Source organism: Methanothermobacter sp. KEPCO-1 (assembly GCF_008033705.1).
GTDB lineage: Archaea > Methanobacteriota > Methanobacteria > Methanobacteriales > Methanothermobacteraceae > Methanothermobacter > Methanothermobacter marburgensis.
In genome coordinates this window covers 1,069,969-1,093,611 of sequence record NZ_CP042937.1, presented here as the reverse complement: position 1 = coordinate 1,093,611, position 23,643 = coordinate 1,069,969, and the positions used below count along the sequence as shown (strand labels likewise).

Sequence of the window (23,643 nt, the reverse complement as noted above, 5' to 3'; positions counted from 1 at the left end):
TTTATTATTTTTAATACTGCCATCCCCCCATTAAACCGTTAAATGACGTTCATACAAGGGTCACAGCGTCTCTGAATTTCCCAGAAATTTTTGCAGCGATCTCCGGGATGGTTGTGGACACTATGGCTGAATCAGAATCCCTGTATGCATCCGCGTCACTGGAACCGCCGCATCGGACCTCGGTTTTAATTTCTGATCTGAGGTTGTCCACGCTAACCCATTCAACCCACGGGTCGCTGTCCACAAGTACGAATTCATCCACCATTCCATCAAGTTTCTTTGCAATCACCCATGATACGAATCTTGCGCCGAAGATTGCCACTGTTCCATGTATGTCGCCGTTTCTGGTCATCTCAGCAAGCGTATCCACGTCCCTCTCTATATTCACCCTTTCATAGAGTGGAGTTGAGGGGAGGCATGCCCAGTGGGCGTCACCCACATATGTATGCCCGATGGTTTCTGGATAAACATTCTCTCTTCCTGAAGCCTTCACTGCAGCTGCAAGGGCCTCAAGCTGGGGCTTCTGTACTGGAACAGGTGTTAGAGCAGCCTCAACCTCCTCCCTCATTATCTTCATGACCCTTGGGAGGCCAAACTTACCCCTTCTTGCTGTGCCTGGACTGTAACCACACATGTAACCATGGTGGTTCTTTGGGAATCCTGTTATTATGGCGTTCAGCCCTGCCCTTAGTCCTATGCGGCACTCGTCCTCATATGCACCGTTGGTTGCAACAATTCTGCCTGGTGTGAGGATCCTTGCTGCAGCAACGGCCCCTGCAAAGGCGTCAAGTCTATCAGATGCAAGGTTGAAGGGGCCGCCCTCCAGTACGAAGACATCGACACCCATATCAAGTCCTGCCTCAAAGCCAGATATGAGGTCATCGTATCCGTCTCCAACGAACATTATGGCCTCAACACCCTTACCATGCTTTCTAGCAAGTTCAAAAACCTCGCGTGCCTCATCAAGGGGTGCTGCATGGGTTTCAGCCCCCTGAACCGGTGTCAGGTTAACCGCCACAGAGGAGGCGAGTTCAACCCATTCGTCCCTGTCAGGCAGGCCCTCCCTTTCCTTTTCAAGGAGTCTTGAATGTATTCTTTCGCGGGGACAACCCTCAAATGGGGGTCCCTCAAGGTAACACTGTCCTCCGCATCCGGTTATTGATCTGGGGAACCTCATGGGACCGTATCTTCCAAAGTGGTCAAGGTCCAGGGGGACCTCTGTGGTCTCCCGCACCTCCCTCATGAGCTCCACAGGCCTCATACCGTAGTTCTCGGCTATATCTGCGAATGCATAGGCACATACGTGTATTGTTGCACCTATCGTGTCTGAAAGGATGCAGTTTCCAATAAGGTCCATCCTCTCAAGGTCAGATGCGCAGGTGCCCACGATGATCTCTGTGAGGTCACAGCCCAGGGGGAACCTCTTGAAGGTGGCCCCCAGCTTAATCTTATCCTCCCTTGAAAGGTCAGAAATTGCATCCACCACCTCGGTGACATCCCTGTCCATTTTCATGATTTCCCATGCAGCTTCAGGATTATCCACTGCTTCCCTGATGATATCGTGCATATTGTTTCACCTTTTAGGTCACTGTGATTCACTCTGATACTGGATGTTATAAATTTTGACAAAAATTATGGGTTAATAAGAAAATGCTGCTTTAACCCATAATTTTAATACCCGTTATTTTCCTGCCCTCTTCAGTGGCCCAAGGTATTTTACAGTCTCATAGAACTCCTGCATTGTCTTCTGAAATTTTTCACCCTCCGATGCCGATATCCACTCCCACCTGAATCTTTCCTTATCTATGCCAAATTCAGGGAGTATGTCCTCAATGAACCGGGCCCTTCGTTTCCATTTGTAGTTACCTGAATCATAGTGGCAGTCCCCTATGTGGCATCCTCCCACAAAGACGCCGTCTGCACCCTCACTGAAGGCCTTTAGTATCATCGAGGCGTTGACACGGCCTGAACACATCACCCTTATGATACGGACGTTGGGTGGGTACTGCATCCTCGCTGTTCCCGCGGTGTCTGCTCCGCCATAGGAGCACCAGTTGCAGCAGAATCCAACTATCTTTGGCTCGAAACTCATCATATCACCCCTAATCCTTCTCCCCGCTGTACATTGGGGGCAGTTCTTGGCTCACCCCTGCTGTGAATCCTGTTCTGTCACGGTATTTTTTCTGTATCCTGTGGTAGATTCTTGCAATGGGTATGTCCATTGGGCAGACATCCTCACACTGACCGCAGTTTATACAGCTGAAACCCATGTGCGAGAGCCTCACTCCCTGGAATGTAAGGGGGTCCGGTGCCTTTTCATCTGATTCCAGGAGGTAGTCCTTTTCAAGTTCACATTCCCTGCAGAAGCATACCGGACAGGCATCCCTGCAGGCAAAGCAGTTTATGCAGCGCTTCCAGTACTCATCCCATTCATCCAGTGAGGGGTATTCCTCATCAAGGTATTTATCCTGAAACTTCCTGGCCATGCTGATCATTGCATTTTCAATTTTCTCCCTTATCTTCACCATCTTCTCAGAGGGTTCCCTCGCCTCAATGTATCCGCTGCTGCGGGCACCTTCAATGATCTCCTGACCTCTTTCAGTGTTAACCTCTATGAAGGTCCATCCGTCATCTGCACCCCAGTTTCCACAGGCTAGGTCAGCGTTGCGTGGGACCATTATTTCGCATCGCTGACAGTTTTCCCGTCTGCCGAAACCCTCCTCCTCAAGGTAATCGATTGATATCTCCCTGTGACTTCCGTCCCTGAGTTCCACTATGAATTTACCCCTGTCGATCTCCTCACTCACAACATCATCAGGGTCCATCTCATAGAAGGTCTCTATCATCTCCCTGGCAGATACAGGGGCAAGGGTTCCGCCGCAGTTCAGTCCTATCTTATACACCTTATCCGGGTCTATCTGGTGCCTCTTCTCAAGTTCCCTTATGGCCATTGCATCACAGGGTTTTACAGCGACAGCCAGCCTCATGTCACTTAGATAGCGGGAGATGAGGTCCCCAAACATGGTGGGTGCGCAGTGAAGGGAACCGCACGTTGACGCTATGCCTGAAGAATCCTCAAGCAGGACTGGGACTCCATCGTAAACATCATCTCCCCTTTCCAGTGTTAGCACCGCATCCACGACTCCCTTATCCAGCATGTATTTGAATATGGCGGTCACCGCTCCGCCACATTCTCCTCTTCTCTGAATCTCCTCATCTGTAGCCCTTGCAAGGAGGTACTTCATCCTAATCACCTGCCGTGAGTATTCTTTCAAATATTTCCATGTCTGCGAGGACCCCTTCGGGTGCCTGCAGTGCGGGTTCCAGTTTCACCGTGTATCCCGCTGTGCTGGTGTATGAACCCGATTTTTCACACCATGCTGCCGTTGGAAGGAAAATATCAGGTATCAGACCTTCGGTTCTTATGGACTGGAGAATGAGTTTTCCTGATACCTCCACTGGCTCTGCAGCTGCACCGGGATCTATTAACCAGACAGAATCAAACTCTACTTCATGAACCGGGGGGAGGTGCTGCATCACACCCCTTGTGTTGAAGTCCTCAAAGATGGGTAGAACATCAAATTCATTTTCAGATGAGACCTCAAGAACCGGCCCTATGATTTCCGGTATTTCATGTGTTATTATAATCAGAGACCCTCCTGGAAGTTGCTGGAGATCATCCAGGAGCTCCCTGTCCTCTGGAAATGTTCTGTGAAACCCTGAATTTACCGCCATCCTTGTGTCATCCCTTCTGTCATATGATCTCACCTCTGCCCCGGCGGCCATCGCATGGAATATCCTCCTACCTATGAGTGGGGCGCAGTTTATGGCATCTCCTATGACTGCAATGTTATCATAGTCTCTGATCTTTCTGATATCAATTTCAGGGTAATCAAATTCAGGGAATACTGTTATTAAACCTGATTTTTTTACATCAAATTTTTCTATGATTTCCCTGAGTTTAAGTGCCTCCTCATTGGTGAGGGTTCCCGTTGTCAGGATGGATATGTCTGATGAAAGAAGTTCCTTTAGGTTATCCAGTGCCTCATCCCAGTTCACTCCACTCAGTTTCCCTGATTTTTTAACTCCAGGGGATGTTACTCTGTCCCTCAATGGGATTTCATAGCAATCCCTGCCACTCCTGCAGGTCTTTCCCTCATTGACCGGGTGTCTCCTGTAGGGGTAGGTTCCCACAGGTGTTCCGCCCACATCCACAAGATTCACGCCACAGCCTGCACTGCAGGAAGGGCATAAAGTGTGTTTCACCATCATTTATCTACACCTCCAGATTTTTCACCTTGCCCCGGAACTCGTCAATACTGAAAAGCTCATTCTGGACGCTGACGATCCTATCACGGGTTATGTTGAACAACTCAACCATGATGTTAAGCCCCCGATCGAGCAGAAGTTCTGATAGGTTTCCGGGCAGTTTTTCAGAATCCTCAAGAACAACCTTTCCCTCTATTTTGAATTTCAGTGGTATTCCGCTCCCTGATTCCACATAAAATATGTATCCCACCGAGTTATTTCCAAAATCTGTGTAGTCAATTTTCCAGTCCATGTCAAGACTCAGGGTACACGATTTTGGATTTTTCTCAGGGCGAAAAAGTCCAATCCTCTGAATCTGGATTTCCATACTTTCACCACAACCTCCGGTTTTATGTTTATCATAAGTATCTGCTAATAAGTATTACATATATAAATGTTTCTAAAATAAAAAAGTGTTTAAAATGGCTCAAAAAGGATTATATAAGATTTTAATGTTTATTTTTTTAATTGAATACTTTTAAAACGATTAAAAATCATAAAATAACGTTTGAGTGAGTTATAAACCTGGAATTAATATTTAAATCCATTTAATTAATTCATAATAAATGTTTATTTTTTATTATTTATCCTGTTAGCGAGTAGAATACTGCAAAATAAGGGTTCAGCACCCCACTTTAACCTTAAGGATGCCTTTTTGATCTTCTGAATGAAATTAGAACCCAGGATTTAGAAAATTCTAATATTAATATTTTAATAATTATGAATACCGTTGGTCTGCCCCAACTAAAAAACACTGAATAACGTTCCTGTGGAATTTAATCTGGGACCCACAGGTAACGGTTGCCCCTCCAGATAAAATAATTCTACTTATAAGCTTTTTGGTTTAAAAATTATCAAAAAATATATTTATAGTGGGAACCGATTAATCTGTACTACTAATAATATGAGTAGTATTACAGAAATGGAGTGATAGATATGAAACTTGCAATACTAGGTGCAGGATGTTACAGGACCCACGCGGCCAGTGGAATAACAAACTTTTCCAGGGCCTGCGAAGTCGCTGAAATGGTTGGAAAACCAGAAATAGCCATGACCCATTCCACAATAACAATGGGTGCTGAGCTTAAAGAACTCGCAGGTGTCGACGAGGTCGTTGTTGCAGACCCTGTATTCGACAACCAGTTCACAGTCATAGACGACTTCGCCTACGAGGACGTCATAGAGGCCCACAAGGAGGACCCTGAAAAAATAATGCCACAGATCAGGGAAAAGGTCAACGAAGTCGCCAAGGAGCTACCAAAACCACCAGAAGGTGCAATACACTTCACACACCCTGAAGACCTTGGATTCGAAATAACAACAGACGACAAAGAGGCCATCGCAGACGCAGACTTCATCATGACCTGGTTCCCAAAGGGTGACATGCAGCCAGACATAATAAACAAGTTCATAGACGACATAAAACCTGGCGCAATCGTCACACACGCCTGCACAATTCCAACCACCAAGTTCTACAAGATATTCGAAGAAAAACACGGCGACCTAGTAACCAAACCTGAAACACTCAACGTAACATCCTACCACCCAGGTGCCGTTCCTGAAATGAAGGGACAGGTATACATTGCAGAGGGCTACGCCTCAGAGGACGCTATAAACACCCTCTTTGAACTCGGACAGAAGGCCAGGGGTAATGCATACAGGCTACCAGCAGAACTCCTCGGACCTGTCTGTGACATGTGCTCAGCACTGACAGCAATAACCTACGCAGGTATACTCTCCTACAGGGACTCAGTTACACAGGTACTCGGCGCACCAGCAGGTTTCGCACAGATGATGGCCAAGGAGTCCCTCGACCAGATAACAGCCCTCATGGAAAAGGTTGGAATAGACAAAATGGAGGAGCACCTCGACCCTGGTGCACTCCTTGGTACAGCTGACTCCATGAACTTCGGAGCATCAGCAGACATACTCCCAACCGTCTTTGAAATCCTTGAGAAGAGGAAGAAATAACTGGGCAGCAGCCCAAAAAATTTATTTATTTTTTTAACCAACTGATTTATACTGATCCAACTGACTTTTATATTCCCAAGCAGCTGAAACTGGTGTTAAATTGATGGATGAAATACTCAAAAAGGCGGCTGAGGGATACCCCCTCGATGATAACGAGATTATACAGCTATTCCAGATAAATGACCCGAAAGATTTTGCCCTTCTCATGGAAACAGCATTCAGTATCATGAAGGAGCACAGGGGGGTTATCAAGCTCACATCCACAGTCCACATAACAAATATCTGCCAGGTGAGGCCAAGGTGCAGCTACTGTGGCTTTGCCGCTGGAACATCACGTAGTGGATACTACACTTCATTCTTCAAAACCGATGATGAAATCCTTGAAGCCGCCAGGATAATAGAAAAATCTGGAATACCCAGGGTCAGCTGCTCAGGCGCCCATGGATTCAAGGGTGAACACGCCGTCAAAGCGGCGGAAATAGTGAAAGAGAACACCTCACTTGAACTGCTCATAAACGTTGGATCCGACCTTAACAGGGCTTCAGTGGAGAAACTTGCGGATTACGGCACTGATACTGTATGCTGTAACCTTGAAACAGTCAACAGGGAACTTTTCAGGCGGGTTAAACCAGGCGAGAGGATAGAGGACAGGATAAGAGTCTGTGAACTTGTATGTGAAAGTGGAATAGAATTATCAAGTGGTCTGCTTATAGGTCTTGGTGAGAGTTACGCTGACCGCCTTGCGCACCTAAGGTTCCTTGGTGAATTTGAAACACTTGGAGAGATACCTATCATGGGATTCAACCCCTACCCCGGCACTCCCATGGAGAACCATCCTCCCTGCCCCCTTGAGGAACAGATGAAGACCATAGCCATCACACGTATCATGTACCCGGATATAAGGATAACGGTTCCAACACCCACCATAGGTCCCGAAAATGTCCGCTTCTCCCTCATGGCAGGGGCAGATAACCTTGCAACGGTTATACCCGACGGTTACCCCCATGATGTTAAGGGGGTCGGGTCCCCAAGGTACGGAAACCTCAATGATGTGCTGAGGGTTGTGGATGAACTGGGACTGAAGCCCCAGATATCAGCGAACCCCGCGGCTGATGGGGTTGCGATCTGATTTATTAATACGAACGGGTTTAGTCATCAGATAGCCTGTGCATACCCTTAATCTTATCAATACAGTGGTCTGGTCTTTAATAGCCCTTGAATACCCCTTAGTCTTATCATATACAGTGGTGTGGTCATGTTAGAGGATATAATAGCCAGTGCATACCTTGAGTCTGCAGAGGATCGTCGCAGAGGAGACCGTGAGGAGGAAGTTAAAGCTGTAAGAGACTATATCCGTGGCGCTCAAAGGATTGTAGTGCCAAATTGGAACCGGGAAAAGGTTGATGTGATAAATGAGGTCCTAAGATCCTTCAACCTAAGGGAAGCAGAGCACCTTCAGTTCAACACCAACTGTGCGGACCTCACAAGGATGCCTGCCGTTACAAAGGCCCTCATGGCACTGGACATATCAGGGGCAGATCTTGTTATTGCCCGCGGACGGCTGGGGGTTCCGGGTTCTGGATCTCTCCTAGTGATCATGGACTCACGGGGAAGGATCCTTTCAGCAGCCATGTCCCCTCCACACGTTATACACGAAATGGAAGTTCAGGATGCCGTTAGATCCGAGATGACCCATGCCCTTGAGCGTATAGGCTTCAGCAGAGGATCAGAATGAAACGCCATGAAACCGGTATAACCGAGACGGTTAGAACATTCTTCTCAACCTACAGGGTACATGACATAATCATGCACATATCAGCAGTTAAATCGGCCGCTGTTATCGAATGGCTCACTGAAATCGACATAAACCCTGAAAGTGCCCTTATAATCGGCTCATACTTCACAGGTGCAGCGATTGCAGGTTCACTTGACTGTGATGTGACCGTTGCAGATATAAACCCCCAGACACGTTTTATCCTAGATGATAAAGTGAATTTCCAGGAAGGCATTATGGACCTCAGGGGTCACTGGGACCTCCTGGTTGATACAACGGGTCTCGGGGGTGTCACCGAGGGTGAACTGGGGGGCATCACTGCGGAAGCGTTCATCGTTGAGGACCCAACATCGGATGGCAGCGATGATACGATAAGGAAATTCAACAGGACATATGAAAGGCTCAGGATGGTTGAATCTGACATTGCAGGGGCCCTCCACACCTATGGCATTGGCGCCAAGACCTCGGGTACAATGACGCTTACAGTGGAGGTTCTGAGGAGGTCGATGGCCGATGCACTTGAATTTGAGGGCGTGCTCTATGCGACAGCAACCCTTGAATTCTTTGAGAGGATACTCTTTAAGGACAGGAACCCTGAGAGATTTCTGAGGCGTCTTGAATCGCCTGCCCTTGTGGTTTCATCACTTGAAGATCTGGACTGTGATGGGATCATAGAAGGGAACCTTGAGATGATAAAATCAAGGATAATTCCTGAATAACAGGTGATACCTCTTTAGCCTACTTGAAGGTGATAGAGACTAACCCGATCCAGACCACATACTTCCACCCATCATGTTCAAAGGTGATAATATCAGAATAGAATCAACGACTTCCTCAGTGCATCCATAAGCACCTAAAAAGGTCCAAAGGTGATAATATCAGAATAGAATCAACGACTTCCTCAGTGCATCCATAAGCACCTAAAAAGGTCCAAAGGTGATAATATCAGAATAGAATCATTTATAGAGTTCATGGAGAGCCTGGCACCGCCTGAACTTGCACTTCCAGATGACAGGATAGGGTACCATGGCCCTGAAGTTGAGGTTGAATCTGTCCTGGTGCTCATGGATTACCTGGCTGATGTGCCTGTGGATGGATATGACCTCCTGGTCCTCCACCACCCACCCCAGGTTGAACCTCCACTTCCCTACTATGTTGCACATTCCAACTGGGACGTTGCCGATGGTGGTGCCTGTGATACCCTCGCAGATGCCCTTGGACTGGACGTTGAATCCTTCCTTGACCCTGAAACCGGGCTGGGACGCATATGTCGTGGGGACCTTACACTCGAGGAGCTCATGGAAAGAATATATGATCTGAGGCCAGGGGTGGTGAGGGTCGTAAACCCCAGAGAATACCTGGACAGGGTGGCGGTTGTATCAGGTTTCGGTCTCTCAGACAGGGACCTCATAAAAAGGGCCTTCTCTGATGGAGCCCCTGTTTACCTATCAGGTGACCTCACCCATGCCTCAGCGGTTCTTGCAAGAAACCTCAACATGACACTCATTGATGCAGGTCACCATGCAACGGAAATGCCGGGACTCCTGAGGCTTCGCGATATGATAGAGGACCTCGGCTTGGTGGTGGACATTATTGATACAGGTACTCCCTGGACAGAGTACCGCTATGAAACATTCTAGTAGTGCACAAGCGGGTGATATGATTGGAGATTTCTAAACTTGAAGATAAAAAGGTGCCCCGTGGAGAGGTCACACTTGTCGGTGCAGGGAGGCTGGGCTTTCGCACCGCCCTCAACCTCATGCAGATCCACCGTGGGGGCCCTGAAAGGATAAAGGTCATCGACGGCCAGAAGGTATCTGCAGATGACCTGATATTCCGCCTCATGGGGGCGAAGATAGGTGAATACAAGGTGAAGTTCATTGAATCCCTCGCCTGTGATGGCTTTTCAAGGACCGTTCAGGGCATACCCGAGTACATCACAGGGGACAACCTTAGACTCATAGGAGGGGATGTGGTCTGTGTGGAGATTGCGGGGGGTGATACCCTGCCCATCACCACAGAGATAATCCGGTATGCCCAGGAGAGGGGGGCAGCCACCATCAGCACCATGGGAGTATTTGGGATAGGTGAAGAGGACGTCTCAGTGGTGGATATAGATGAAGCTGACCCTGAAAACCCCATTGCAGCATATCTGCAGGCTGAGGGTATCCACGAGCACGTCCTTGTGGGTACAGGTAAACTCATAAGGGACTGGGAGCCTGTAACACCCCACGTCCTGGACAGGGTCTCAGAGGTTATGACGGCAGAGATACTCAAACTCCTTCGGGGTGCTCAGAGATGATAAGGGTTGCCACAGCAGAGTGCTTCACCCATGGCATCGTTGCAAGGGAGATACACGCCTACTCCATGGGTTACCCCATGAACTACCTGTGGAGGGTTGACGCTGAGGTCTCACTCGTGGCTGGCCTCTTCATACCCACACTTTCAGGTGTGCGGAGCATCCTCAGATTTGAGCCTCCAGAACCCTCTGCCACCCTCAATGACATAAAGGTTTACACTGAAAAGGAGGATGAAAGGGTGGCCCTCATGATGGCCCGCTCTGTCAGAAGGCTGACAGGCGCGGATATAGGTATAGGTACAACCGCTGGTACAGGGAGGGGTGGTATTGCTGTTGTATCAGATGACAGGGAGGAGGTTATAAACTCTGATGTGGAGGCAGACCTCAGATTTTCAGGGGCAAATGAGATTCTTGCAAGACAGGAATCAGGGATAAGGAGGGCGCTGGAGTTATTTGAATCCTTTATCAGCCCCCCATAATATCAGAAAGTTATTTATTGTATCCACGTTATACTATCCTAAGGGAAAAATAATAGGTGGTGGTTTAACTGCTTCTTGAAATAACCGACCTTGCGGTCGAGGTTAGCGGAAAACAGGTCCTCAGGGACATAGACCTCTACATCGACAGGGGCGAAACACATGTCCTTCTGGGACCCAACGGCTCAGGGAAGAGCACCCTCTTTATGACAATCCTCGGCTTTCCAAAGTACAGGGTCACAAATGGCCAGATACTATTCAAGGGAAAGGATATAACCGATATGAGTACAACCGAGCGGGTGAGGATGGGTATCGGTGTGAGCTTCCAGAACCCCCCATCCATAAGGGGTGTAAGGCTCATGGACCTCCTCAAGGTTGAAAGTGGCCTCAACACAGAGGATGATCTGACACCCGAACTCAGGGAACTTGCAGCGCGGATGAAATTCGATGAGAGCTTCCTTGAAAGGGATGTTAACCTTGGATTCTCAGGGGGTGAGGTGAAGAGGTCCGAGATCCTCCAGCTACTTGCACAGAAACCCGACTTCATAATGTTTGACGAGCCCGACTCAGGTGTGGACATAGAAAACGTTGAACTCCTTGCAGAGGAGATCAACGTCCTGCTGGACAAGGACAAGAAGCCGGGTATGAGGGAAAAGGCGGGGCTCCTAATAACCCACCTGGGCTACATACTGAACTTTGTGAATGCCGACACCGCCCATGTCCTCATGGACGGCCGTATTGCATGTTCAGGTAACCCCCGGGAGATAATTGATGATATAAGGAAGGATGGATTCAAGGGGTGTGTTGAATGCTGCGGGATACACTGAAGAAGGCTGAGAAGGCAAAGGACAAGAAGGCGCTCTACGGTGAGGACATCGACCTTGAAAGGTTCATAAGGGAAGAGGCTGGTGAACACGAGGAGGTGACAAGGGCCAAGGAGGTTCCAAAGGAGGTCCAGGAGACCCTCCTGAGGGTTGGTGTGGACCCTGAGGAGAGGGAACGTGCAGGTACATTCATACAGATTGACCAGTCAGGCATCTGCACAACATGCGCCTCAGAGTCAATCGAGATCATGGGCATGAATGTTGCCCTCGATAAGTACAGCTGGCTCAAGGACTACATGTGGAAGGCCGTCGCAGTTGACACCGACAAGTACACAGCCACAACGGCCCTCAGGGAGGCTGAGGGAGAGATGGGGGGCTACTTCATAAGGTCAAAGCCCGGTGCACGTGAGGTATTCCCGCTTCAGGCATGCATGTTCATAGGCGACGAGCGGGTCATGCAGACAGCCCATAATATAGTGATTGCCGAGGAGAACTCTGAGCTGCACATAATAACAGGTTGTGCCACCGGTGAGGATGTTAGTTCAGCACTGCACGTTGGTGTATCTGAATTCTATCTGAAGCCGGGTGCCAAGATAACATTCACAATGGTACACAACTGGGCTGAACAGGTTGAGGTACGCCCACGTACCGGTATAATGGTGGGTGATAACGCAACCTACATAAACAACTACATACTCACAAGCCCTGTGAAGAGCATCCAGTCCTACCCAACGGCCTACTGCAGCGGTGAGAACTCAAGGGTTGTGTTCCAGTCAATACTTGGGGGGCAGAAGGATTCTGTCCTTGATGTGGGATCAAGGGTCATCCTTGAGGGTAAGGGCTCAAGTGCAGAGATAGTTTCACGTGCAGTCTCAAAGGATTCATCCCAGATATACTCAAGGGGTCACCTGGCTGGTCGTGTGCCAGAGGTCAAGGGGCACCTTGAATGCCATGGCCTTGTACTCTCAGATGACTCCATGATATACGCGGTTCCTGAACTTGAGGGAAGTGCGACGGACCTTGAGATGTCACATGAGGCCGCAGTGGGTAAGATAGCCGAGGAGGAAGTCATGTACCTGACCTCAAGGGGTCTTACAGAGGAGGAGGCCGCTTCAATGATTGTGAGGGGATTCCTGAGTATGGATATAACTGGCCTTCCACCTGAACTGGCGGCTGAAACAAAGAGAATGCTTGATATGAGCCTCAAGGGTATGTGATATTGCTGGATCTGTGTCCGGCGATATAACTCATTTTTTAAAGAGTAAATTAAGAGACGAAACGGATAATAAAAACTATCTATTTCTTAAAGAATAAGTTAAGATGGAGGGCTAACGAATCAGATAATATCAACTTATTCTGCGATTATTATGAACTCGCCAACCTTCTCAACCTTCCCGAACGGGACAAGGAGGTAGTCGCCCTTCTTCTTGGCGCCCTTGACTGTCACGTTTCTCCCGCTGTCAACCTTAATGACAACGTCTGTTATTTTTCCTGTTTTATCGTTGATTATGAGCTCCTCAAGCTCCCCAAGGATACGTGCATTGTTGGTTGCAACCTGGTAGCCCTTTATTTCACTCCAGTACTTCTCTTCCCCTTTTATGAGTTTCTTCTCTTCCATCATTCTCACCTAATTTTTCCAGGACATGCAGATCACTGCAGCTATTTATGTTCACTGCCAGCTCCAGCATGGAAACCTCAAGGATCCTCTGATCTTGTACTCTGTTTTTACTCATTAATATATTTACCCCGCAGGGTACTAATCCATCCATTGAATCTGAAAACTCGAGCCCATGCGTTCTGCAGAGTTTTTCAGGTACAGCCACGCAGAGGGCCTCCTCACCACCCGCCAGGTACTCCCCTATTATCCAGTCAATGGTTGATGGGGAGATCAGCGGTAGATCCGCATTTATAACCAGAACAGGTTCATTACGGGATTCCTCAAGGTACGAGAGAACCTCCTGGAGGTCATCAACGTAACCCCTCCCTGATGTCCTGAATACAGCGTACCTACCCTCTACATGTTCCTCTGTGAGGGGTGTATTTGGGCTCGTTACAACCATTATCTCATGGACGCCCCTGGAAGAATCAAGGCTATCAAGGACATAATCTATCATCGGCCGTCCAGATATCTCAAGGAGGGGCTTTTCACATTCAAGTCCCAGACGTGTTCCCTTCCCACCAGCCATTACAAGGGCCAGCATGATCATTCAATCCATTTATCCTCTTTCTTTGACTGGAGCTTTCTCCTCATTCCCAGTATGCATGGGCCGTTCTGCCTTCCGCCGAGTGGAGTGTGGGGTGTTCCCATGGAGTTCATGCACCTCGCCATGACAGCCGCCCCGAGTGCAAGGGCATCGGATACAAATATGCAGTCCTTGAAGCGATTGCCCACATATTCCAGTATGAGTTTGGGTTTTGTGCCTGTTATACCTGCCCTTCCTGTAACCCCAAGGACCGAGCCCTCCTCGATGACACCCTCATCAAATGCCTCATCTATCAGCCTCTTGACTATCAGTGCACTCACATGGTCCAGTGTGGCAAAGAGTGTATGTATGCCGTCCTCCTGGTATATGTTATGTCCAATCTCTGTCAGTTCCTGAAGTTTATCCCCGTTCTTACCGGCGTCGCACCCTATCAGAGTTGTCCCTGCGCTGTATGCAGCCTCTGTATCCACAGGGACTGTACCGAACCTTTTCCTGTTTACGGGCACCTTTCTTATATCGATTATTTCATCGTGTATCATCTCGGCGTGTTTCCTGGCATTCTTCCAGTTGGCTCCCTTCAGCACGGATTTCTTGTAGAGGTCAAGTGCGGCCCCACCCCTGCAGTCCACCATTTCGGTTCCCCTGATTATGGCGTCGGATATTGCACCTGCGAGGCCGCAGAAGTTTCCAATTGTCCTTGCGTAGGGTTCATCGGAATTGACTATTCTGCCTGCAAGGGTTGTCCCGAAGTCCAGGGAGACGCAGGGGTTTCTGTAATCAACAGTTGTCCACTTTGAGCCCACCTTGATACCCGCGGTTACAAGTTCGCCCTCCATCTCATTTGCAACGACCTCCCTTCCTGTTGGGGGTATGACACTTGCAACCGCGCCATCGAATATGACCCTGTCAAGGTATGAGAAGTCCCTGAGGCGTTTGGGGATGTTCTCTATGGAGAGGGCTGGGGCCATTTTCCGTGGGGGTATTCCTGCTGCGAGACAGCCATCTGCAAGGGCTATTATGAGTTTACCCACCTCCTCAGGTGATCCAAAGCCGGCTGTAACACCAGTTGACCTCACCACGAAGTCAAGGTCCTTTTCTATGTCAACCTTAGCCCTTCTGAGGGACTCATGTATTGTGTCCCGCACCAGTTCAGAGACAGATTCCTTTGTGAGTTCAACACCCCATACCGTCTTACCGAATACCTCCTCGCCCTCCTTAGGGGGTCTTATGTCACGGGTCATCTTCACGGTCTTATCAAGGAGGTATGTTCTGCTTGTGTTGAGGTTGGTGGCTATCAGTATACACTTGGTTGTTGTGTTACCCAGTTCAACCGATGCCACGATGTAGTAGACGTCCGGGCGCATTGAGTAACCGGACCCCACGGTTTTCTTTGTGAATGGTGCTGTTTTTGTATCCTCTATGCTTATGAATCTGCTCTTTGCAATAATTGGCTTTGGACCAAATAGTCTGCTCAAAAATGACAACTGATTACCCCCTGATTTAATGTAATATTGTATCTGGGGGGATAATATAAATTTTATGAATAAATCCAGATGAAAAATAATAAAAGGGAGTGTCCTGTGGGATTTAACTAAACCGTCCTCACCAGGTGTATGGTGCAGGGTGCGTAATGTACCACCTTCTCTGACACACTGCCAAGGAGGTGCTTGTCAACCAGACTCTTACCTGTACCCATTATGATGACGTCCACGTCCTCCTCCTCTGCAAGTTTAACTATTTCATCTGCGGGGTCTCCCTCGAGCATGACCCCCCTGAACTTCACGTTGGGGTTCTCCGGAACTGTGAGTCCCTTCTCCATGTCCCTGAGGATCTCCTTACCCCTCTCTGTTAACTCCTTAACCATCATCTCCTTAACCTTCTTTGGGGTGAGGAAGGGTACAGAGGTATCAACCACGTAGAGGCATATAACCTCCGCCTCCCTTCCATGGAGGAGGTCCAGGGTGTGCTCTATGAGTTCGTCCATGTATTCTCCCATTGTTGGAACCAGAATTTTTCTGTACATTTCAATCACGCCAGTACAAAGAGTCTCATGACAACGTATGATATGTATACTGCAAGTAAGATTATGCCTCCACTCCTTTTAAGTTTCATGTCCCCCTGCTTTATAAGTAGCACCAGGAGTGCCGTCACAAGTATCATGATTGGTGCGTCAAATCTGAGTGAGAGAGGTTCAACAGGCACCGGGGCTATGAGAGCAGGGACACCTATACCCACAAGTATGTTGAAGGTGTTGCTTCCAAGTACCGTGCCTATTGAGAGCTCATGGAGGCCCTTCACTGCAGATGAGAGTGTAACCACAAGTTCCGGTATACTTGTACCTATGGCCAGTGTGAAGAGACCCATTATCATGGCTGGTATCCCTGCAATGTCTGCAAGTTCCACACCACTGTATACCAGGATTCTGCAGCCTATAACAAGACCAGTGAAACCTACAACCGTAAGGGCAAGTTTTTTAAGGTCAAGTGGTTCCCTCTGAGTTTCATGGGAATTCTCATCAGAATATGATTTCTGGGCCTTTAGGAGTCTCCAGAGGTAAACAGAGTAAAGAAGCACCATTGCAGCCGCTGCAAGCCTCCCTATATTCCCGAAGAACATGAAAAAGAGTAGTATCAACCCTGTCATGAGGGTGGCGCTGAAGTCCCTTTTCAGTCCATCGGCGTTTGTCTCTATGACCCCTGCAACCAGTGCAGATATCCCGAGTATACCTGCAATGTTCCATATGTTTGAACCTATGACACAGCCAACCCCTATGTCTGTACTGCCTGAAAGTGAGGCTATGAGTGCCGAACCAAATTCAGGCAGTGAAGTTCCAATGGCAGATGCTGTAACACCAAGTATAACTTCAGATATGCCCAGTGAGGATCCAAGATCCACAAGGTTGTCCACAAAGACATCTGCAGATTTTATAACCAGAATCAGTGAGACCACCAGTGCAGCTATAAGAATCAATACATTTCCAAGCAAGTTATCACCACTGAAAAACTTTCTTCCATTCCCTCAAGACCAGTATATTAATTGCATATTGACACTTAAAACTTTGTGTCGGAAATATGTTGCCGTTTTCTTCTATTTAAAACATTCCATTATAATAAAAACAAATTATTTAGTAATAACAACAGTTGAAAAAAAATAATAATTTCTGGCTGCTCCTAGAGCAGCTTGAAGAATGGGTGGTCTTCCACAGCCTCGGTGCCTATGTCCTTGGCTGCTTCGCTTATGAATATGTCGGCCATTGCACAGGCTGGGAATGCCATTTTGGCATTTTCTATTGGGCCGTACAGTACGAAGTCACCACCGGCCATCTGCTGGATCAGGTTGGATCCAACGTCACATACAGGCCACGCTTCTTTGTGTTCCTTCTTGTACTCACGGAGCCAGTCCCAGGCTGATGGCACGTTGTGGATACCGCTACCAACAGGGTATCCCCATTTGCTCTTAACTGCAAATGAGGTCCTCACAGCAACACCTGCACCCTGACCGAGTGGTGTAACTGCAACGTCCATGAGGTACTTGTCGATACCACAGTCGGCGGCCATTTCAAGAAGACCCTTGTCTATTGTACCTGCACCGTCTTCCCAGATTCCAATTTTACCCTCAACTGTGGGGTCCATTGGGTTGAATCCCAGGACGATTGAAGCTGAGAGTTTTGTGTTCTTGAGTGCTTCGAGTTCTGACTCGTCGGCGGCCATGTTGACTGAGTTGTAGATGGCCCTGTCTTCAAGGCCAACTTCACTGGCGTACTCTGCACCGGCGATCCTTGCCTCACCGGATGTTGAGTCTATGAAGAATGGTGCGTCGGTGATGTCACCCACGAATTCAAGGTACTTGACTATTGCCTCAGGTGTCTGACCGAAGGTCTGTACGATGTGTGGGTTACCTGTGACATCTGACATCTCTTCCTGTGTCTTTATGAGGGTCTCTGCCTTGTCCTTGTCAAAGACACCTGCCTTTTCATCTTCAATGATGCTGTGTCCACCATAAAATATTGTTCCTGCTAATACGGTTGGGTACTCTCCTGGCTGACCACCAATTTTGGTTCCAGCTATGTCCAGTACGATCTGTTCCTTATCAAACCTAAACATATGTAAACCTCCAAGCTATAGTCCGAATAGGGATTTTAAAAGTCCTTTTAACAATCCTGCAAACAGTATGTTGGTTACTGCAAGGATAATCAGACCTATCACAATACCATATAAAATACCAATATCTCTACCGATCTGCTGTCCTATGCGCTGTGAGTACTCACCGACAGTGAACTCCACCTTTTCCTCTATTTCATCCAGTTTATCATTGGCCTTGTTGAATTCATCAGCAGAGACAAGTACGCGGGGTATTGTGGTTTTTTCTTCCTCTGACATCAGATCACCCCTAATATGCTCATCATTGCAGGCACACCAACAAGGAGGACAGCCAGGAGGAACCCTATGGCTATACCTGAAATCCTTGTGGCTATGAGACCTGCAAATAACCTGCCATCTCTACCGATGAGCTGGTTTCGGTATTTTATGTCCTCTACAACGTTTTTAATGCCACGTATATTTGGTTTGTTGGATAGTATAATCATCTGGAAGCCTCCCTAGACCAGTAGAAGTATACCCAGTGTCAGGGTGAAGGCAAGACCTATCATTATACCCTGAACCTTACCTGAGTACATACCGGCGAACATTCTGTTGGTGGAACCTATCATTTTAACCTGTGTCTGGATGTTCCTCATCCTGGCCTCAATAAGGGCTGTTTCTGGTGCCACAGGTTTGACCTCTTCGCCTTCCTCTTCTTCTCCGCCTTCCTCGACCTTTATGATCATGGCCTCTTCTTCGAATGCACCTGGGTCCTTCTCGATGCATTCCTTGACCTTGGCCTTGATGGCGTCGGCGTCCTCAACGTCTATGAGGTTGACGATCTCCAGCTGTTTCTGGAACCTCTCAATACCCTCATCAGGTATGTTTTCAATGTATGGAATGGCACCGGTTGCGCCGATGATGTTCCTCTTATCAGGGTCCACACCGTTCTGGTGCAGGGCCTCTATACTCTGACCTGTGATGTGTCCCTGTACCTCTGAACCGCAGAGTATAAGGAACCTGATGTTGGGGTTGGATATGAGGTTTGCGATCATCTTTTCGATTCCGAGGTTCTCTGTCTTGCATGGCCCTGCGATGGCAGCTCCTGCCTCAACAGGTATGTCCTCAATGTGTGAGGCGAGGGTGGTGGCAGCCACAGGACTTTCAGGGTCGCCCACGATGTAGTCACCGTTGACCACAGGCCATCCTTCAGCAGGTGATTTCTTTTCAACCACTTATAACACCTCCTATAAGAGCAGGGCAAACAGGATGATCAGACCAAGTATGAACCCGTAAACCATGTTGGTGAGTTTACCCGCTGTCAGGTATACGCCTTCCCTTCCAGGGTAGGAACCCTCAGGGATGGTTGTGGGGTCCAGTGAGTTAATCAGATCATCTGCTGTAGCCTCTAATGCAGCTATCTGTTCGTTTATTTCGTCCATGGATAATATTATGACTTCCCTTCCAAGGGCAGCCCCTATCATACCGGTGGAAGGATCAAGGGTCAGGTTGTATTCCGGAGCGATCTTAACAAGTGGTAACATTTCCATTTTTAAGCCTCCTAGTGCTCTTCCTCCTTAGGCCAGAGACCTGACCATTTCACGGATGCTGCTTCCTCGAAGGATGCGCTCACGAATGCCCTGAATGCCAGTATCCAGCATAGTGCACCGACAAGTGAAACAACCCACCAGCCAGGGTTGAGCCCTATTCCAAGTAGGCCCACGATGGCCATTGATATGAACCCTGTGGATGCTGCAAGTTTCAGTGTCCTTGTCTGGTTCTCATTTGGTCCAAGACATGCGTTGAATGGGTGCTGGATTGCCATTGTGTTGAGGATGAATAGCAGCCCTATGAATCCTGTTGTTATGACTGATGTGAGCATTGCCTGAAGTGTGTAGCTACCTGCAATGGCTGCTGAGAATCCAAGGACTGAAAGTGCTGCTGCGCCTGAGATCTCCGCGGTGCACTTCTCGAGGATTGGGATTTTCATCTTAACTATCTTCTTACCCAGTACAGCCACAACCACACCGAGTATCATTGCCAGTATCAGTGCAACAACAGGTACTGCGATGGCGGGTACCACAAACACTGATGCAAGACCAGCGACCACGCCAACTATACCTATTGCAACTGACATGTACCCGATTGATGGTACACCTGTACCGAGACCGTAACTTGCAACCCTCCTTATGGCGTCTGCACCCCATACTATTGCACAGACGGCTCCAAGGGATGCCAGGACGGGTCCTATGACCGGGTTAACTGCGGATGCGTATATACCTGCAAGTCCGCCCAGTATTCCAAGTGCCATGAGCCTGCTCTCAGGTATGGCTGCGCCGGCCGGTCCTCCAGCTGCTACTGACATTAGAAGACACCTCCGTATACGAGTAATGTTGAAAGGGCCCCTGCAACAATGGAGGCTATGAGACATGCAACTATTCCCCTGCCGATCCTCTTGAATTTAGGATCGTGGAAACCTTCTATTGTACCTCCAATGTTGTATGATGCAATAACCGCGTTTATGAAGAATATACCCACGGCAAAGATTGCTGCAACACCTGCAGCACCCATTGCACCATATGACAGGGTCTTGAGGGCCTCGTTGAGTGCCCAGTAGATGAGCCCACCACCAATTCCACCGAGGGCTCCTCCTATTATACCGCTGACAAAACAGACCGTTGGAAGACCATGCCCCTCGGTACCTGGGGTGACGTATTTTTCCTGTTCCATGCCTGTGATTGGGTCCACACTGACCTTTGCAGATACCGGGACGGTACCCACACCAAAGACGTAGATCAGGTTACCCACCAGCATGGTGATACCTATCATGAGCATTGAACCAACTGCACCGGCAGCCATTATCATGAGGGGTGACTGTCCGGTCATAGCTGCGGCGGTTATGAGTCCTGTGAGACCCGCACCTGCAGCAAGCATTGCTGTACCGGTACCCACACCTGTGGCTGTTGCCATAGCTGCTGGCGCACCACCCACAGGTACGAAGTGAACACCTCCACCTATGAGTACTCCTCCAGCGGTTATAGCTCCTATCAGTAGTAATGGATCCATTTATTCTTCCTCCTTGTATGGTCCATATCTGTTTCTTGCAAAGACTTCAAGTCTGTTGTTGAGGATTATCAGTAACAAGACTATTATGAGACCGGATATTATTCCGCCGGTTATGCCGAAGACTATTGTGTTCCAGAAGCTGAGGAATACTATTGCACCGAATGCGAATCCTGTTAGGGGTCCGCCGTACTTTGCACAGAAGTGAACAACGTCCATTGAGTTTCTTGCTCCGAGCTCTGCCTTTGTTGTTATGTCACCGTGAATCGCAACAGGTATACCTCCACCGAATGGGTACTGCTGGTACTCCCTTTCAGCACCGTAGTGGACGTCCCCTGTTGATGAACCGATTGCACCTATTGTTATACCCCAGAGCACTGCAAGAAGTGGCAGTGGGAATGGGTGTGCAAATCCAGGGATCGGTAATGTCATGAGATATGATAATCCTACAGTACAGAATGTCACAATAAAGCCATGCCCTGCAATTGGGCCTAAATGCTGAACCAGCATGTCCATGAAGAGTGGCTGGTTGAACTGGGACTGGCTGACAATTCGTCCCATGTGGGATGTTACAGCGTAGGTTGTGTGTACCATTGCGGCAATTACAGCACCGATTGCAATGGCCATTATCACAGGTAGCTGCATTGAATTCATAAGGACAAATGCAACTGAACCAGCAATTCCGCACCAGGTTCCGTAGGCAACGGGTTCCCCTGAAACGGCCTTGTTGATTATTCGGTGCAGGTGTCCCATCTGTGGTGCCAGCTGAACCTGTGAGTTGGGGTTACTCTGGGATCCTACGTCAGACTCTAAGTCCTCTGCGGCTCCTGCTATGGTTGCAGCTGCACCCATGAGAGCTACAACACCTAAACCTGTTATCATAGGGTCCATATTTCTTCCTCCTTTTATTTTTTTGAATAAAAAAAATTAGGTGCATTACACTTAAAAAGTTTGTGTAATGCACCTTCGTTAATCTATTTTGCGGGTGTTATGAGTGCTCTTTCACCGGCTGGTTCGAACTCTCGCAGAGCACCTTTGGCGAATTCGCCACGGACGTTGGTGAAGTCGAAGACGAGGTTGTCGTCTGCAAAGGCTATTTTCACCAGTGGGTTGAACACGAAGGCGTCTCCACGGACGGCGTGTGGTGCCTGTGATATACCTGCGTATTCACCCTGGTGTCCCACGTTCATGGCGTAGTTTGGATAGTTAGGTCCACGAAGCTCCAGTGGCAGTCCCTCGTCGCCCCTTATTGAGAAGACGTTGGATGCACCACACTGGTCCTGGAGGTCGTAACCGTAGAATCCGAGCCTTGAGTGCTGTTCCTTGTGGAGGTACATTGAGAGGTACCATCCGCTGAGACCTGTCTGGGCGTTTGCTGTTGCGAATGCTGTTGAACATCCTGCTGCAGCTGCAACGACTGCTGCCCTCTGTGATCCACCGAACTGGTCCTCGAGGAGTGCTGGGTATTCCTCGTACTGTTCAAGGCCGTAGAATGTGACCTCACTTGCAACGTCCAGGACGGTGTCCATGTTGTTTGGTGCCTCACAGAGTCCATACTTGTCTTCCACGTACTCCTTACCGAAGTAGGTGAAGTCGTCAAGTATGTTGTCTGTGTATGCTGCTGTGGCGTACTGGGTGAATCCGACACCACCTGACATGTATGATCCTAGCCAGATCTGGTCGTAGAGCATTGCACCGGTTGCCACAACGTCCAGTGTCACCCTGACAGGGTCATCATAGTTGACCCTTGAGCTCTGACAGATGTCTGCAAGGTAACCGAATGGTACACCACCAGGCTCGTTTTCACCCCTTGCACGTCTCACAGGCAGGTATGTACCCATGTGTATGACTTCAGCGTGTTTTGCAGCGTATGCGAAGTCACCTGTTGCGGCTTCACCTGCTGCCTGTTTGTAGGCTGAAATCATGGACATACCGATCTGCATGGCGGACCATCGTGAGGTTGTTGCACCGTCACAGGTCCTTGATACTATGGTTGGGATCCTGACGACCTGCCAGATTCCGTCACCAACCTCTGCCTTGAGGGTTTCTGCCTGGTCTTCTGGGAACTGTTTGTTTATGTCTATGACGAATGCAGGGTCGATTTCGTCTGCTATTTCGTCGTTACCTGTGAATACTTTGACGTAACTGTCTGCCACCAGTGCAGGGTGGGTTTCCACCATGTGCTCCTGGACGACAGCTGCACCTGGCATTGCGTGGTTCACTGTTTCAAGGTAGTGGGTTATGGTCTCAGGTGTGACCTCCTTACCCAGCCTCTTTTCTATAACAGCGTGGGCGTGGTTCAGACCGACAATAACGGTCCTCCTTATGTCGTCCCACATCTGCTGCATGGCAGCGTTGTTTACGAAGTGGAGGTCGTCCCCTTCAACATAGGTATCTGTTGTTGAAACCTGGTAGGGCATGAGCACCCTCTGACCAAGTGGGGTACCTATGTCAGGGTTGTACTGGGGTATACCCCTCTTTGCTGCCACTTCTTTACCAGCGTTCACAAACTCGGTTTTTCTTTCTGACTGTTTCCAGCCACCAAGTGTGTAGAATGTGGTTTTCTTCTCTTCAGGGGATTCTTCAAATTTTTTCTTTAAAGCATTTATGAACAATTTGTCAGCCATAATCTACACCTCCCCCGG

Annotated in this window: 28 protein-coding genes; 9 read left to right on the top strand and 19 right to left on the bottom strand. The window is 48.6% G+C overall.

What is annotated here, in order from left to right; all coding sequences use genetic code 11:
- Nucleotides 1–49: 49 nt before the first annotated feature.
- The 5 genes from hmdC to FVF72_RS05880 all read right to left on the bottom strand — a co-directional run bounded on the left by hmdC (nucleotide 50) and on the right by FVF72_RS05880 (nucleotide 4,636).
- Complete coding sequence (gene hmdC / locus FVF72_RS05900; RefSeq protein WP_013296310.1) at nucleotides 50–1,567, bottom strand: 5,10-methenyltetrahydromethanopterin hydrogenase cofactor biosynthesis protein HmdC; 1,518 nt, start codon at nucleotides 1,565–1,567, stop codon at nucleotides 50–52.
- Nucleotides 1,568–1,681: 114 nt separating this feature from the next.
- A complete protein-coding gene (locus FVF72_RS05895; RefSeq protein ID WP_013296311.1) occupies nucleotides 1,682–2,092 on the bottom strand; it encodes a hydrogenase iron-sulfur subunit in 411 nt (136 codons plus the stop codon).
- Between the two features lie 10 nt (nucleotides 2,093–2,102).
- A complete protein-coding gene (locus FVF72_RS05890; protein WP_201751529.1) occupies nucleotides 2,103–3,251 on the bottom strand; it encodes a Coenzyme F420 hydrogenase/dehydrogenase, beta subunit C-terminal domain in 1,149 nt (382 codons plus the stop codon).
- Complete coding sequence (locus FVF72_RS05885; RefSeq protein WP_147671465.1) at nucleotides 3,247–4,272, bottom strand: molybdopterin-dependent oxidoreductase; 1,026 nt, start codon at nucleotides 4,270–4,272, stop codon at nucleotides 3,247–3,249. Before FVF72_RS05885 ends, FVF72_RS05890 begins: the two co-directional genes overlap by 5 nt.
- Nucleotides 4,273–4,276: 4 nt before the next feature.
- Nucleotides 4,277–4,636 carry a hypothetical protein gene (locus FVF72_RS05880; RefSeq protein ID WP_147671464.1) on the bottom strand — a complete coding sequence of 120 codons (360 nt, stop codon included), beginning with the start codon at nucleotides 4,634–4,636 and terminating at the stop codon, nucleotides 4,277–4,279.
- Between the two features lie 608 nt (nucleotides 4,637–5,244).
- Between FVF72_RS05880 and hmd the strand changes: the two genes are divergently transcribed.
- From hmd to FVF72_RS05835, 9 genes are all read left to right on the top strand, one after another.
- The gene (gene hmd / locus FVF72_RS05875; protein WP_147671463.1) at nucleotides 5,245–6,279 is read left to right on the top strand and encodes a 5,10-methenyltetrahydromethanopterin hydrogenase; all 1,035 of its coding nucleotides are present in this window, start codon (nucleotides 5,245–5,247) and stop codon (nucleotides 6,277–6,279) included.
- Nucleotides 6,280–6,379: 100 nt separating this feature from the next.
- Nucleotides 6,380–7,408: a 5,10-methenyltetrahydromethanopterin hydrogenase cofactor biosynthesis protein HmdB gene (hmdB, locus tag FVF72_RS05870; protein ID WP_147671462.1), complete on the top strand. Its 1,029-nt coding sequence runs from the start codon at nucleotides 6,380–6,382 to the stop codon at nucleotides 7,406–7,408.
- Between the two features lie 126 nt (nucleotides 7,409–7,534).
- Nucleotides 7,535–8,014 (top strand): DUF3236 domain-containing protein, encoded by a 480-nt coding sequence (locus tag FVF72_RS05865; protein ID WP_147671461.1) that lies wholly within the window; start codon nucleotides 7,535–7,537, stop codon nucleotides 8,012–8,014.
- Nucleotides 8,011–8,772, top strand: coding sequence for a DUF1188 domain-containing protein (locus FVF72_RS05860; RefSeq protein WP_147671460.1), 762 nt, complete (start codon nucleotides 8,011–8,013; stop codon nucleotides 8,770–8,772). Before FVF72_RS05865 ends, FVF72_RS05860 begins: the two co-directional genes overlap by 4 nt.
- Before the next feature lie 189 nt (nucleotides 8,773–8,961).
- Complete coding sequence (locus FVF72_RS05855) at nucleotides 8,962–9,693, top strand: Nif3-like dinuclear metal center hexameric protein (RefSeq protein WP_255503814.1); 732 nt, start codon at nucleotides 8,962–8,964, stop codon at nucleotides 9,691–9,693.
- A 23-nt stretch (nucleotides 9,694–9,716) separates the two neighbouring features.
- Complete coding sequence (locus tag FVF72_RS05850) at nucleotides 9,717–10,355, top strand: ThiF family adenylyltransferase (protein ID WP_147671458.1); 639 nt, start codon at nucleotides 9,717–9,719, stop codon at nucleotides 10,353–10,355.
- Entirely contained in the window at nucleotides 10,352–10,831 is a 480-nt protein-coding gene (locus FVF72_RS05845) for a UPF0254 family protein (protein WP_013296322.1), read from the top strand. Before FVF72_RS05850 ends, FVF72_RS05845 begins: the two co-directional genes overlap by 4 nt.
- A 68-nt stretch (nucleotides 10,832–10,899) precedes the next feature.
- On the top strand, nucleotides 10,900–11,655 hold the full coding sequence (gene sufC / locus FVF72_RS05840) for a Fe-S cluster assembly ATPase SufC (protein WP_048901230.1): 756 nt from the start codon (nucleotides 10,900–10,902) through the stop codon (nucleotides 11,653–11,655).
- The gene (locus FVF72_RS05835) at nucleotides 11,637–12,869 is read left to right on the top strand and encodes a SufD family Fe-S cluster assembly protein (protein ID WP_147671457.1); all 1,233 of its coding nucleotides are present in this window, start codon (nucleotides 11,637–11,639) and stop codon (nucleotides 12,867–12,869) included. The genes sufC and FVF72_RS05835 overlap by 19 nt, the downstream gene beginning before the upstream one ends.
- Before the next feature lie 134 nt (nucleotides 12,870–13,003).
- Here the strand turns inward: FVF72_RS05835 and FVF72_RS05830 are convergent, their stop codons facing one another.
- From FVF72_RS05830 to mcrA, 14 genes are all read right to left on the bottom strand, one after another.
- Nucleotides 13,004–13,270 (bottom strand): PRC-barrel domain-containing protein, encoded by a 267-nt coding sequence (locus tag FVF72_RS05830; RefSeq protein ID WP_010876775.1) that lies wholly within the window; start codon nucleotides 13,268–13,270, stop codon nucleotides 13,004–13,006.
- Nucleotides 13,224–13,859, bottom strand: coding sequence for a TIGR00454 family protein (locus tag FVF72_RS05825; RefSeq protein WP_147671456.1), 636 nt, complete (start codon nucleotides 13,857–13,859; stop codon nucleotides 13,224–13,226). Before FVF72_RS05825 ends, FVF72_RS05830 begins: the two co-directional genes overlap by 47 nt.
- The gene (locus tag FVF72_RS05820) at nucleotides 13,856–15,340 is read right to left on the bottom strand and encodes a methanogenesis marker 14 protein (protein WP_147671455.1); all 1,485 of its coding nucleotides are present in this window, start codon (nucleotides 15,338–15,340) and stop codon (nucleotides 13,856–13,858) included. Before FVF72_RS05820 ends, FVF72_RS05825 begins: the two co-directional genes overlap by 4 nt.
- A 107-nt stretch (nucleotides 15,341–15,447) precedes the next feature.
- Entirely contained in the window at nucleotides 15,448–15,879 is a 432-nt protein-coding gene (locus FVF72_RS05815; protein ID WP_147671454.1) for a universal stress protein, read from the bottom strand.
- A 5-nt stretch (nucleotides 15,880–15,884) separates the two neighbouring features.
- Nucleotides 15,885–16,841, bottom strand: coding sequence for a calcium/sodium antiporter (locus FVF72_RS05810; RefSeq protein ID WP_147671453.1), 957 nt, complete (start codon nucleotides 16,839–16,841; stop codon nucleotides 15,885–15,887).
- 185 nt (nucleotides 16,842–17,026) lie between these two features.
- The gene (gene mtrH / locus FVF72_RS05805) at nucleotides 17,027–17,959 is read right to left on the bottom strand and encodes a tetrahydromethanopterin S-methyltransferase subunit H (protein ID WP_147671452.1); all 933 of its coding nucleotides are present in this window, start codon (nucleotides 17,957–17,959) and stop codon (nucleotides 17,027–17,029) included.
- 15 nt (nucleotides 17,960–17,974) lie between these two features.
- On the bottom strand, nucleotides 17,975–18,235 hold the full coding sequence (mtrG, locus tag FVF72_RS05800; protein WP_147671451.1) for a tetrahydromethanopterin S-methyltransferase subunit MtrG: 261 nt from the start codon (nucleotides 18,233–18,235) through the stop codon (nucleotides 17,975–17,977).
- A complete protein-coding gene (gene mtrF, locus FVF72_RS05795) occupies nucleotides 18,235–18,441 on the bottom strand; it encodes a tetrahydromethanopterin S-methyltransferase subunit F (protein ID WP_013296331.1) in 207 nt (68 codons plus the stop codon). Before mtrF ends, mtrG begins: the two co-directional genes overlap by 1 nt.
- 12 nt (nucleotides 18,442–18,453) lie before the next feature.
- Entirely contained in the window at nucleotides 18,454–19,170 is a 717-nt protein-coding gene (mtrA, locus tag FVF72_RS05790; protein WP_013296332.1) for a tetrahydromethanopterin S-methyltransferase subunit A, read from the bottom strand.
- Between the two features lie 12 nt (nucleotides 19,171–19,182).
- Nucleotides 19,183–19,485: a tetrahydromethanopterin S-methyltransferase subunit B gene (locus FVF72_RS05785; RefSeq protein ID WP_147671450.1), complete on the bottom strand. Its 303-nt coding sequence runs from the start codon at nucleotides 19,483–19,485 to the stop codon at nucleotides 19,183–19,185.
- Nucleotides 19,486–19,496: 11 nt separating this feature from the next.
- Nucleotides 19,497–20,300, bottom strand: a complete 804-nt coding sequence (gene mtrC / locus FVF72_RS05780) for a tetrahydromethanopterin S-methyltransferase subunit MtrC (protein WP_147671449.1) — start codon at nucleotides 20,298–20,300, stop codon at nucleotides 19,497–19,499.
- Nucleotides 20,300–21,001 (bottom strand): tetrahydromethanopterin S-methyltransferase subunit D, encoded by a 702-nt coding sequence (gene mtrD, locus FVF72_RS05775; protein ID WP_013296335.1) that lies wholly within the window; start codon nucleotides 20,999–21,001, stop codon nucleotides 20,300–20,302. The genes mtrC and mtrD overlap by 1 nt, the downstream gene beginning before the upstream one ends.
- Nucleotides 21,002–21,889 (bottom strand): tetrahydromethanopterin S-methyltransferase subunit E, encoded by an 888-nt coding sequence (gene mtrE, locus FVF72_RS05770; protein ID WP_013296336.1) that lies wholly within the window; start codon nucleotides 21,887–21,889, stop codon nucleotides 21,002–21,004.
- 83 nt (nucleotides 21,890–21,972) lie between these two features.
- Entirely contained in the window at nucleotides 21,973–23,625 is a 1,653-nt protein-coding gene (gene mcrA / locus FVF72_RS05765) for a coenzyme-B sulfoethylthiotransferase subunit alpha (protein WP_147671448.1), read from the bottom strand.
- Nucleotides 23,626–23,643 lie beyond the last annotated feature (18 nt).